The following is a 12,873-nucleotide window of genomic DNA, read 5'->3' as shown; positions in this document are numbered from 1 at the left end:
GGGGGCCGCGGTCGCCGGCTGCGGCGGCGCCGCGGTCCGGGCCTTGCTGATACTGCTCATGGAATCCTCGCTGGGCGGTTCGTCGTCAGGGGGTGGTTCCCGTGGCCGCCGGGGGCCGGGCGGCCACGGGAACCGTGCGGGGCGGCTGGAGTCGCGCCGCCTCAGCCTCCGGTGACCGACAGGCCGAGCTGCTTGATCGCGGCGACGGTCGACGTCTGGACCTTGTCGACGGCGCCGGGGATGGTGCCCTGGCCCATGGCGGTGGTGAAGTCCGTCTCGACCTGCTGGTAGGTCGGGCCGTTGGTCCAGGTGGTGGGGATGCGCGCGGCGGAGTCCTTGTACAGGTCGCTGACCTTCTGGCCGCCGAAGTACGGGTCGCCGACGGCGAGCGACGGGTCGTCCTGCCCGGCCTTCGAGGCGGGGTAGAGGCCGCCGACGGTGATGGCGGTGTTCACGGCCTTGGTGTCGGTGGACAGGAACGCGGCGAACTGCTCGGCCTCACGGGGGGTCTTGCAGCCGGTCATCACCGAGGTGGCCGAGCCGCCGTTGCTGGCGGTCTTGCTGTCGCCGGCCCCCCAGGTCGGCATGGGGGCGACGGCCCACTTGCCGGCCTGGTCCTTGAGGTCGCTCTTGAGGCCGCCGGCGGCCCAGGCCGCGTTGACGAAGGTCACCACCTTGCCGGCTTCGGCGGCCTTGTCGAACTGCGGGTCCCAGGCGTTGCCGTTGGCCATCACGAGGCCCTTGTCCTTCAGGCCCTGCCAGTAGGCGGCGACCTTCTTCGTGCCGGGGTTGGCTATGGAGACGGTCCAGCTGTCCCCCTTGGTGGCGTACCAGGACTGGCCGGTCTGGAGGCTGAAGGCCGCGAGGTCGTTGCCGTCCATGGGGCTGGTGCCGAACTTCACGCTCCGGTCGGCGGCCGCGACCTTCTCGGCGTCGGCCCGGTACTCGTCCCAGGTGGCCGGGGGCTTGGTGATGCCGTACTTGGTGAACAGGTCCTTGCGGTAGAACAGGACCATCGGGCCGACGTCGACGGGGATGCCGTAGACCTTGCCGTCGATGCTGGACGCGGAGACGGTCGACGGGACGAACTTGGCCATGTCGGCGCCCGCGTACTGGGTGATGTCCATGATCGTGTTCTTCACGAGCATCGACGGGATGGTGCCGTACTCGATCTGGGCGAGGCACGGGCCCTTGCCCGCGGTGATCGCGCTGCTGATCTGGGTGTAGCCGCCCTTGCCGCCCGACGGGATCTGCTTGTAGGTGACCTTGGTCTTCGGGTGGGCGGCGTTCCACTGGTCGACGATCTTGTCGTAGCCGGGGGCCCAGCCCCAGAACTCCATGCTCACCGGGCCGCTGTGGGCCGACTCGCCGGCCGAGTCGCCGGAGGAGCCGCCGCAGGCGGTGGCGCCGGCGGCGAGGACGGCGACGGTGGCGAACGCCAGGATTCCGCGGGTGCGTGAGGTGGTGCTGTTCATGTGCGTGAACCTTTGGGTGACGGTGAGGTGGGGCCTTGCTGGAGTGCTGGTGGGCGGGTGGTGGGGCCCCACTACCAGCTGGTGCTGAACTCGACGGCGAACGTGGCCGGGACCGCTGCCAGGACGGAGGCCGCCGAGGGGCCCGGTCCGCAGGCCGTGCTGCCGAGGCCGTGGTGCGCCTGGTCCAGGTGCAGATGGAGCCGGCCGCCGGGCACCAGGTCGTGCTGGTGGGTCGCGGCGGTGAGGGCTTCGGTGCTCCAGGGGCGCACGGTCAGGTCGATGACCGGGTCGCCGGTGATGAGCAGGGTGCCATCCGGACCTGTGAGCCGGGCGTGGCGGACGTGGTGGCGGTTGCCGTTCTCCTGGGGGCGGAGGTACGGGGTCTGCATGGCCGAGACGGCCGACCGGTACCGGCCGACGCGGGCGGCGGCCCGTGAGTCGCGGTACGCCTCGCCGGGGCCGGGGCCGAACCACTCGACCTCGGCGTCGGTGCCGGGCAGCGACATCGTGACGCCCAGGCGGGGCAGCGGTACGGTCCAGGCACCGTCGGGGGTGACGGTCGTCTCCAGCCGGACCCGGTTCGCGTCCGGTCCGGCCGCGGCCGTCCAGCGGTAGACGACGTCGAGCCCGGAGGAGGATCCGGCGGCGGCGAGCCGGGCGGTGACCGTGAGTCCCGAGGCGTCGGGTTCGACGCTCAGGACGTCGTGGCGCATCCGGTGCAGTCCGGCGGCGAGCCAGGCGGGGATCTGGGGTTCGCCGAAGGCGTTGAGGAGATCGTTGTCGATCGGGGCACGCCAGACGTCGAGCCTCGGGCCGTCGATCTCCAGGGCGCCGAGTCCGAGGAGCGCGCCGGTACGGACGTCGAACCGCGCGGGACCCAGTGCGAGGTACCCGTCGTGGACGGCGACGGACGCCGGAGTGAAGGGAGCGGACGGGCGGGACTCGACGGCCCGCGCCTGGCCCCAGGCGATCTCGTGGCCGGCGTCGGCCCAGCTCTCGTCGCCGGCGAGGACCGCGGTGACGGTGAGCCACACCTCGTGGCCGGAGTCGTTCCCGCGCGCCGCGTCGAGTGCGGCGGTGAGGTCGGCGGGCCAGGCGAGGACGGTCGTGCCGCCCGGTGCGACCGCGGGCACGGCCAGGGCGCCGGAGCCCGCCGGCTCGCCGTCGTCCTCGACGCTCCACCGGAAGGCGAGGTACGCGCTGTCGCGGACGTGGTGCAGGTTGTGCACGGTGATCCGCCGGGCCGTCGCGTCGACGCCGATCCGGACGGGCTCGATGACCTTCTTGAACTCGGTCAGGCCCGGCGACGGCGTGCGGTCGGGGAACAGCAGCCCGTCGGCCACGAAGTTGCCGTCGTGGATCTCCTCCCCGAAGTCGCCGCCGTAGGCGTAGAAGAGCGGGGAGCCGTCCCCTCCGGTGCGCCGGGGGATGCCGTGGTCGATCCACTCCCAGATGAAGCCGCCGGCCAGGCGCGGGTGCGCCTCGATGACCTGCTGGTACTCGGAGAGGCCGCCGGGGCCGTTGCCCATGGCGTGTCCGTACTCGCACAGCACGAACGGCAGGGACCGGCGGTGGGCGTCGTCGGCCGGGTCGGCGGTCGGGGACTCCTGGCCGCGTCCCACGGCGTCCAGTTCCGCCACGCCGATGTACATGCGGGAGTACAGGTCGACGTAGGAGCAGCTCGCCCAGTCGCCCTCGTAGTGGATCAGGCGGCTGTCGTCGCGCTCGCGGATCCACGCGGCCGAGGCGGCGAGGTTCGTCCCGGTGCCGGACTCGTTGCCGAGCGACCAGACGATGATCGAGGGGTGGTTCTTGTCCCGTTCGACGAGTCGCGCGGTCCGGTCGAGGTAGGCCTCGCGCCAGGCGGGGTCGTCGCTGGGGTTGCGCCGCCAGCCGCCGGGCTCGAAGCCGTGCGTCTCCAGGTCGCCCTCGCAGAACACCCACAGTCCGTACGTGTCGCACAGGTCCAGGAAGCGGTGGTCGGGCGGGTAGTGGCTGGTGCGGACCGCGTTGATGTTGTGCCGCTTCATGAGCAGCACGTCGGCCAGCATGGTGTCCTCGGTGAGGGTGCGGCCCGTCGACGGGTGCCATTCGTGGCGGTTGACGCCACGCAGGGAGACCGGCCGGCCGTTGACGGTCAGGACGCCGTCGGCGACCGCGACGGTGCGGAAGCCGATGCGCAGCGGGATCCGCTCCCCCGCCTCGGAGACCAGTTCCCCCGCGTACAGGCGGGGGTGCTCGTCCGACCAGGGTTCGACGCCGTCGACGACGTGCGGTCCGGCCGGGTCGGCGGCGGTGATGCCGAGTTCGGGCACCGACAGCGACACCCGGGTGGGGGCGGTGACGTCGACGGCCAGGGTGCCGCGGCCCGTGGTGTGGTCGTAGGCGGCGTGGACGAAGAAGTCCTCGACCCCGCGGGCCGCCACGGACACCGACCGGAAGATCCCGGACAGCCACCACATGTCCTGGTCTTCCAGGTAGCTGCCGGACGACCACTGGTGCACGCGGACGGCGAGCACGTTGCGGCCCGGCCTGAGGGCGGCACCGACGTCGAACTCGGTCGTCAGGCGGCTGCCCTTGCCGTCGCCGAGCCGGACGCCGTTGAGCCAGACCGCGAACGCGGAGTCGACGCCCTCGAAGCGGAGCACGGCGGCTGCCGCCGGGAACCCGTCCGGTATCTCGAACTCGCGCCGGTACTCGCCGGTCGGGTTCTGCCGGGGCACCCGAGGCGGGTCGACCGGGAACGGGTAGAGGATGTTGGTGTAGGCGGGGGCGCCGTGGCGCGGCTCGTCGGGCAGGCCGGCCAGCTGCCAGCTGGACGGCACGGCGAGCGTGTCCCAGCCGGCGTCGTCGAAGCCGGGTTCGGCGAAGTCACCGGTGAGGTCGTCCAGCCCTGACGCCAGGCGGAATCTCCAGTCGCCGTCGAGTGCGACCGAGGGCAGGCCGGAGGCGAACGCGGCGCGCGGGCGCAGCCGTCCGGTACCCGGTGACCGGTCTTCGACGTAGGCGTCGGGGTGGCTCATCGGTGAGGGTCCTCTCGGAGGTCGTCGAGGTGACGGGAGGCGGTGCGGCGGGCGGTCTCGGCCGCTAGCCGGTCTGCCGGGGCGGAGCGCTGCTGTCGCGGACCGTCAGGGTGGGGCGCAGCAGCAGGTGGGCGTTGGTCGGCGGCCGGCCGGAGTCGACGGCGCGCAGCAGCAGTTCGACGGCCTGCTGGGCCATCTCGCGTTTCGGGAAGGTGACCGTGGTCAGTGCCGGGTCGATCCGTCCGACCTGCGCGATGTCGTCGAAGCCGACGACGCTGACGTCCTCGGGGACGCGTCGCCCGGAGCGGATCACCGCCTCGATGGCGCCGACGGCCAGGATGTCGTGGGTGGCGAAGAGTGCCGTCAGTTCCGGGTCGGTGTGCAGGGCCGCGCAGGCCGCGTCGTACCCGCCGGCCGCGTCGTCGCTGGTACGGGTTAACACCTTGCGGTCGTCGATGGCCAGCCCGTCGGCGGCGAACGCGCGGCGCAGCCCTTTGACGCGGGGTGCGTGGGAGGGGAGGTCGGCGATCACCGCGACGTTCCGGTGGCCGAGCTCGCGCAGGTGGCGTCCGACGAGGAAGCCGGCGTGCTCGTAGTCGATGGAGACGACCGGGAGCGTGGTGGGCGGTTCGCTCTCCCAGGCGAACAGCGCGACCGGGAAGTCGACGGCGGTGAGCATGGACAGCTGCTGCTCGACGCCCTTGTCCCCGGCGACCAGCAGTGCGTCCACCGAGCGCGCGGCGAGGTTGTCCAGGTGGACCCGGGTGTAGTCGGGGTCGTCGCGTGTGGTGGCCAGCAGCAGGTTGTAGCCGTGGCCGACCAGGACGTTCTCGACCTCCTCGACCACCTCCGAGTAGAACGGATTGGCCACCGACGGCACGAAGAGTCCCACGGTCGAGGTGCTGCCGGTGCGCAGGGAGCGTGCCACCAGGTTCGGCTTGTAGCCGAGTTCGGCGATCGCCGCGTTGACCTTCGCCAGGGTCGCGGGCCGCACCTTCTTGCCGGCCACCACGTTGGAGACGGTCTGCTTGGTGACTCCCGCCCGAGCAGCCACCTCCGCCATTGTCACCACGAGCGCTCCCAAACTTTTATCGATCCACGAAGTGGCGTCACTGTAGGACCGAAATCCGGACATGAGCAAGGCGGCTACCGGAGACCGTGATGTAGCCGTTACATCGATGCGGCGTTGAACATCGCAGGTCATCAGCGCTCACACCTATGAAAAGCGCCCTTACCGTTGACGTCTCAAGAAACCCGTCATTAACATCCCCGCCACACCGATCACATGGATCGGTCAACGCTGTGGAGCCGTCCTGGTCCACCGCCGTCCCCGGCGGGCGGCGCGTGCCCGAACGGACCTGGAACGGTCCAGTCCTGAGAAGAGACGAGCATGATCCGACCGGCCGGCGACGAAGCCGACTCCCACCGCACCACGGCGCGAGGCACCTCGCGCGTCAACCGCGTCATCGCGGCCACCACCGGCGCCGCCCTCACGGCGGCGGGCCTCCTGCTCACCGGCGCCGCCTCCGCACACGCCGCCACCCCCGTCACGGTCCACACCTACGCGCCGACGGGGGTGGGGGGCGGCACGACGACGTCGCCCGACGTGGCGGCCACCAAGTACCAGGTGCAGGCCGCCGGTACGTCCGTACCGGCCGTGCAGTACACCCAGAACGGCCACAACTTCGACATCGCGCGGTTCGCGTCGGACTCCCGGACACCGACGATCACGGTCACGCTGCCCACCACGACGATCAGCACGGTGAACGTCTACCCGGCGCGCTACTACCCCGCCGGCAGCGTTTCGGTGAGCGCGGACAAGCACACCCTGACGTTCCAGATGTCGGCGAGCGCCGGGTTGAACGAGGCCATCGTGATGGTCAACGGCGACTCCACCAACGCCGCCGGACAGCCCTACCTGGCGGTGGTCAACGACCCGCTCGAAAACCCGTCGCAGCGTCCGGACACCACGGACGCGGCGGACGGTTCCGGCGTCAACACCCAGACCGGCGTCGTCAACTTCCAGCAGTTCGCCGCCAAGTACCTCGCGGCGCACCCGAACAGCGCGGCCCAGACCGCGCCGGCCGCGACGACCAGCTCCATGGCGGGACGCACCGTCAACGGCACCGCCGTCCCGGCCGGCCAGAAGACCTCGGCCGGCAGCCTGGTGAGCGCGAGCACCTCCAACGTGCGCTACCCGAACCAGCGCGTGATGGCCGCAGGCGACCAGACGTTCGCCCTTCAGGCCGCGCTCCAGGCCATCGAGGCCGACCCCACACGGCTCGACACCCTCTACTTCCCGAACGGCACCTACCTGTGGTCGGGCCTTCAGATCAACGGGGTGGACGGCAGCAAGCTCAAGGGCGGCAAGCTGAAGATCTACACCGACGACGGGGCCCTGCTGCTCAACCGGGTCCAGGCGTACATGGAGGCGTTCGAGCCGGCCATCGGCATCGTCGGCTCGAACGACATCGAGATCGACGGGCGCGGTGTCTTCGACGCCAACGGTGTGGCGAACTACCGGTCCAACGCCGGCGGTGACCTGCACGACGCCAACCGCAGCCAGCACCAGGGCGGCGTCATGGTCATGCACTCCTCGGACGTCACCTTCAACGACACCTACGAGCGCAACGCCAAGCAGTGGAACTTCGAGACCCACACCGCGAAGCGGGTCACGTTCAACAACATCAAGGCCCTCACCCCCTACGCCCAGCCGTGGGTGGACGGCACGGACTTCGCGAGCGGCCAGGACATCACCGCGAACGGCGTCTTCACCCTCGGCAACGACGACGCGTTCGCGTCCGGCCACTACAACCCCAGCAACGGGTTCACCCCGCTCGCCTCCGGCGTGTGGAGCGACTTCAAGCTCGGCACGTCGAACGCCGACGTCCAGGGTTACGTCAACGCGGTCGGCGCCTACGACGCCGTCGCGAAGCAGCTCGGCTTCAACTCCAACCAGTGGGACAACGACGACTCGAAGAACATCTCGGTCAGCAACACCCTCAACTGGACCGTCGGCGCCGGGAACGCGATCCGGCTGGGCTACCAGACACTCGGCTACAAGCTCACCAACTACACGTTCGACAACTTCAACTCCGTGTCGGCCCCGGTCGGCGGCATCACCGTGATGAACAACCACGACACGTACCCGCGGATCCAGAGCGTCGTGGTGAAGAACAGCTCGATCGACACGTCCCGGCTCACGTCGGGCGGGATCGGCGTCAACGGAGGCAGCGCAGGCACCCAGACCGTCACCGCCGACCAGCAGGCCAACTGGGGGTACGCCCCCAACCCCGACGGGTCCGGCAACACCTACACGTACGCCAAGGCCGCCATCCCCACCGTCAACCTCGACAACGTGTGGTTCTCGAAGCAGACCACGAACAGTGTCACCGGTGTCACGAACGCGACGCTGAACAACCTCTTCGTCGCGGGCCGGCCCGTCCAGTACACCGGCCAACTCTCGCTCACGACGAGCGGCGTCGGCAACCTGACCACCACCTACACGGACGCGGGCGGCCAGACCCGGAACGTCAAAGCCGGCGCCGTCTCCAACGGCGACACGTGGGTGGGTGCGTGGTCCGGCGACCAGAGCACGAACAACTCCGCCGACCTGACCCTCATCACCCGTAACACCGGGGTCGGCCTGATGGGCGAGCAGTACACCACGGGATCCGGGGACGGGAAGCTCACCTACCTCCAGTTCCCCCTCAGCGGCTTCACCCAGGCACCGAGCCAGGCCACCCTGCACCTCACCTACGTCGGCCACCGCTCCGCCTCGGTACCGTCGACCGACACCGACCAGCTACTCGTGCAGCCCGTCAGCGACACCACGTGCACCGGTGGCGGCACGTCCTGCCCGGTCGCCACGATGACCTGGCCGAACCGGCCGAGCTTCACGGCCACGAACTCCTCCGTCGCCAAGTCGGCCGTCTTCCCCGTGGGTTCGACCGTCGTCGCCGAGGGCGGCGGGACCCACCAGGGCAACGCCGTCGACGGCCGCGACATCACCGTCGACATCACGTCCTTCGTCCGGAACGCCATCACGGCCGGCCAGTCCACGCTCCTGCTCGCCGTCGGCAACACGAGCACCGCCCACGAACTGCGCTTCGTCAGCTCCGAAGGCGCCACCGGCGCCGGGAAACTCACCAACGCGACCGCCGAGATGACGCCCGCGCTGACCGTGACGCCGTAGCTCCCCGAGGCCGGCCCGTCCCCACGGGGGTGGGCCGGCCACCGCATGCCGTGGGTTTCGTGGTGGGGGCCGGGCTGTCGGGTGCGGGGACCTGGTGGCACCTCGGGGCCGGGAGCTTGGTCTCACGCGGATCGGCGCCGGGCTTCCGGGAGCTGGTGCCTCGACGGCTCGGGTCGCCCGCCGTACGGACTCGGTGGTGAGGGGCGTCTCTGCCGACGAGGAGCAGACCGCACCCACCTCTGCCCCTCCCCCGTCGGCCGACCTTCCCCCGGCCGAGTGCAGGTCCTGCGCGAGGCACCCCGCGTCCTGCATCCCGGCAGACGCATCGCTCCGACCGATTTCCACGAGCGTTCGCCTCCGCCACCGGCCTGTCGGGGCCGGGATCGCGGACGGCCCGAACCTGCGACTGGACGGCGCGGCGACGCTCGGCGCCTGGCCCTCTTCGTCCGAGGAACAGAAGTTCGCGTGCGGCCGCTCAGTCCGACGGGCGTTTCGCCGCACTGGAGTCCTGCTGCGACCCGGTGTCCCAGCGGAAGTTGGAGCCGACAGGGATCGAGCCGGGCTGGAAGTGTCTCGAAGTCGGCGGCGGAAGCGGCTCGTTGGGGCACTGGCCCGGCACGCGCGTGGGGCCGACGGGAGCCGTCACCCTCACCGGGCTGGAACCACGCCGGGCCACCTCCCGCGAACACCCGCCCCACGTACGGCCGGTGCGGCACGCCATCGTCCACGACCTGTTGCCGGACGGCGAGTTCGACCTCGTCCATGCCCGGCTGGTCCTGCTCCACCTGCCGGCGCGGATCCGCTGTGGCGACGCCGGGTGTCGGCGGCGATGGCGGCGGCCGGACTGCGGGAGTGACCGTGCTCGGCGTGCAGCTTTCACAGCGCAGCCCGCCCTCGAGCAGCTGGAGCCCTGGCTCCACCTCAAACCCCATATATTCACGCCCACCCCGAGCGCGCTCCTTGATCCTCAGCCTCCCATCCCTCATCAACCTCCCCAGCTACTCCTCCCGCTCCAGCTACGCCTCAAACGCCCCGACTCCCGTCCAACCGAACCCGCACACCTGATCCAGCCCCTGATTCCCCGTCAGCCATGCGTCGCATGATGGCACCGGAGGCGCTGAGAGGGGACCCTTTGGACACAACCACCCAATCCGCCGGGCCCATCACGCGGTCTACCGGACGAGGTCTTCGACCTCGTCTACGTGGTAATTCCCGTATCCGAACTGTTCACCGATCGCCTGGTACCGCTCGTACTGTTCCGCTGTGACCCGTGCGGACACCGGTCGCAGCACCCGCAGAAACAGCCGGAAGCCGAGGTCCGGATCAACCTGGACGGTGACCTGTTCCAACGCGGCCATGACCTTCACAGCCGGAAGGGGCTGCCAGTGCGGGCTGACGGCCTTGTCCCCCACCCCGAGCGCAGTCTCACGAATCTCCCGCACCACCCTGTCCGTGCACTCCGTCCGTGCCACCGGAACCATAGGAACGTATGCAGGAGCAACCCTCCTCAGCCGCTCCTTACACACCTCCGCCACCAATCGAAGCCAGGCACGCCCATCGACCCGCAGTGACGCGTCGGAGACAGCGACCCACAGGGTGGTGAGCGTGTCGTCGGACAGCGGGGAACGCAGCAGTCGCAGCGTGTCCTCCAGCAGCAGGGCAGCCGCCGTCCCTGGTGCCTGCCCTGGCTCGTCTCCGTCGGCCACCCGGTGTACTTCTTTCCGGGCCCCGTCGGGACTCCAGTCGTGGTGTGCGTTTCCCGCAAGCCCGGACAACCCGAAGTCCCATGCCGTACCACGGCACCTCGTGTCGATGGGCGGCCACTCGACGTCAAGGCCGTCACGAACAACCGCGACCGGGCACCCAAACCGCTCACCGAGCCGGAGAAGCCGGTCGTAGCGCTCCTTCGGAACGCGCACGGCCTGTGTCTTCAGAACCCGCAGGAACAGCCGGAACCCGACGTCGGCGTCGGCCAGCACGACCACCTGTTCCAGCCCCGAGGCGAGGTTCGGCGGAAAAGGCACACCGGCCGAATCCGTGACCAACCCGCGAATCTCGGCTACCACTTCCCGGCACAGATCCTCGTCCCGAACCGGCCGGACCGGCGGCGGAACGTAGGAGCGTTTGTTCTGTCGGAGGCGGGCCGTGGCCAGGCGCGAAAGTTCTCCCAGCCAGGAACGGACACTCATGCCGTGCCCTGCCGGATCGAAACCTCCACCGGATGCCGCCAGCCACACCACGTGCAAGGCTTCTTCCGGCACCGAACCGCTCAGCAGGCGCCGAGCGTCCTCCCCCAGTTCTACGGCCTCCTCCCCACCGGACCCATCCGCCGAATCCGCCGCGATCGCGAGAGCGGCAGGAACGTCGACGGCAAGGTGCCCCGGAGAGCACAACCGCTCAGTCAGCCCAGTGAGGCCGAAATCGTCGGAGTATCCCAACTCGACGTATGTCGCCGGTCTTTGTGGCATGAGTCATATCCTCTACAGGTCTTCCCTACCTCGGGTAGGCAGTTTTGACGACGAATCCGTACGAGCCTCTTCCGTTGTGCCCCTTGACCTTCATCAGGATCACCACAACCTCGTTACCGGCGTCCTCGATCGTCCTTCCGTCCGGCAGGTACCGCTTCCCCAGCGAAGAGTAGGCGTCCCACCTTCCAGTGATATCCCGGTACTGCTCGCCGTCCCTGGCTTTGGCCGCCCAGTCCTGGAACTTCTTCCATTTCTGTTCGTCGATGACCTTCTGACCGTTCGGAAGCCGTTTGCTGAAGTAGTCGCCTACCACACGGTCGATGGCCTGCTGGGCGATCTCCTGACTCGTCCATACACTATTCGGTTTGCCAGTTTCGGCGGCGATCGTGAATGCCTCACTGTCGTTCGGCTTCACGTGCTTCTTCAGTGTGTGGATCTCATCCTTGTATTTCTCCAGAGCCTTGAGGTCCTCGTCCCCCAGGTTCAAGCAGTTGTGGACCATGACGTCCGTCGCTCCGGCTCCCTCGGACCGCACGTAGAACGTATGCAGGTTTTCAACCGTGAGGTCGTACACCTGACGCGGGACGAGACCCCGCCGGTCGCGGACGTCAGTTACGGCACGGAACGTCCCGTCCGGGCTGAGCAGCCGATCGCCTGGGCGCAGTTCGGCAGCGAGAACCCAGCCTCGGCCGTCGGCGCGGATTTTGTGCCCGGCCGTGGTGTCCAAGCTGCTGCCGCCTGCCAGACCTATGGTCACCAACCGTTCGGTGTCGTGACGGAAGGTGTCGGTAACGGGCTCTGCGACCAACCGTCCGGTGCTGGGGTCGCCGGCCATGACCAGCTCACCCTCCCGTACATCGCGGATGACCTTACGAGTCCCGTCGGCCATCAGCACCAGGGTGTCCCCCGGGAAGCTGTTGATTTTGCACGTCGTGACGACGTCCTCGTAGGCGTTCACGCTGACCTCGATCTTGGCCAGCGTCCCCGGGTCGATGCCGTCCAGCGCCTTCAGCGCCTTGAACGCGTCCCGCACCCCGACGCCCGTGTGCATCGCCGCGTCCAGCGCGCGGATACCTTCGGCGATCTTCCCGAACACCTTGCCCGGAATGAAGTTGGACGCCGCCCAGGCGCAACTTCCCGCGCTGCCGTGCCAGCAGTCCACGAAGTCCTGGACGAGGATCTCCTTGCCGAGCTTCAGGTAGGTCTGGACGAGACCCTTGAGGATGTCGAACTGGCTGAAGGTGCGGGTCACCTTCTTGACGAGGCCCTTGTAGGGCTGGGTGGCGAGGAAGACGGTGTCGGCGGTGGGGCAGCCGGACTGGGTGGCGGGGACGTTCGGATTGGTGCAGAGGTAGTAGTCGACCTTCGCGTCGAACGTGAAGGTGAAGGTGACGGTGCAGCTCGTACCGATGCCCGGCGGGAGCTCGCAGAGGTTGTCCTGCTTGGCGTCGGTGACCTCGACGTCGTTCTCGTCGACGATATAGAAGATGCCGCCGAGACCAGTTCCCGCACCGCTCCTGACCTGCTCGTTCGCTCCATGCCGTTCAGAGGAGTCAGCTGCGGCCTGCGCCTCCTTGGCGTACTTGTCCGCATCCTTCGCAGCCGCCTCCGCCTCGGTCGCGGCGGTGTCCGCGCGGTCGGCGGCGGCGCGGGCCTCCTTGGCCGCCGTTTCGGCCTGGGCTGCGGCGGTCCGTGCGGCGGAGGCGTCGAGG

Annotated in this window: 6 protein-coding genes; 1 reads left to right on the top strand and 5 read right to left on the bottom strand. The window is 69.3% G+C overall.

The window, feature by feature from the left end; translation table 11 throughout:
* Nucleotides 1-161: 161 nt before the first annotated feature.
* The 3 genes from ACVNF4_RS23830 to ACVNF4_RS23820 form a co-directional block, all read right to left on the bottom strand.
* Entirely contained in the window at nt 162-1,475 is a 1,314-nt protein-coding gene (locus ACVNF4_RS23830) for an ABC transporter substrate-binding protein (RefSeq protein WP_461804917.1), read from the bottom strand.
* 71 nt (nt 1,476-1,546) lie between these two features.
* On the bottom strand, nt 1,547-4,498 hold the full coding sequence (locus ACVNF4_RS23825) for a glycoside hydrolase family 2 TIM barrel-domain containing protein (RefSeq protein ID WP_461804916.1): 2,952 nt from the start codon (nt 4,496-4,498) through the stop codon (nt 1,547-1,549).
* Nucleotides 4,499-4,562: 64 nt separating this feature from the next.
* Entirely contained in the window at nt 4,563-5,561 is a 999-nt protein-coding gene (locus ACVNF4_RS23820) for a LacI family DNA-binding transcriptional regulator (RefSeq protein WP_461804918.1), read from the bottom strand.
* Nucleotides 5,562-5,888: 327 nt separating this feature from the next.
* Here ACVNF4_RS23820 and ACVNF4_RS23815 point away from each other — a divergent pair, with 327 nt between their 5' ends.
* On the top strand, nt 5,889-8,693 hold the full coding sequence (locus ACVNF4_RS23815) for a DNRLRE domain-containing protein (protein WP_461804915.1): 2,805 nt from the start codon (nt 5,889-5,891) through the stop codon (nt 8,691-8,693).
* A 1,172-nt stretch (nt 8,694-9,865) separates the two neighbouring features.
* Here ACVNF4_RS23815 and ACVNF4_RS23810 read toward each other — a convergent pair.
* Entirely contained in the window at nt 9,866-10,882 is a 1,017-nt protein-coding gene (locus ACVNF4_RS23810; protein WP_461804914.1) for a hypothetical protein, read from the bottom strand.
* 304 nt (nt 10,883-11,186) lie between these two features.
* Nucleotides 11,187-12,873: polymorphic toxin-type HINT domain-containing protein (locus ACVNF4_RS23805; protein ID WP_461804913.1), on the bottom strand; the 1,687-nt coding region annotated here is incomplete at its 5' end.

Source organism: Streptomyces sp. S6, from assembly GCF_054880855.1.
Note: the sequence above shows the minus strand (reverse complement) of the source record. Positions and strands in the feature narration are given on the sequence as shown.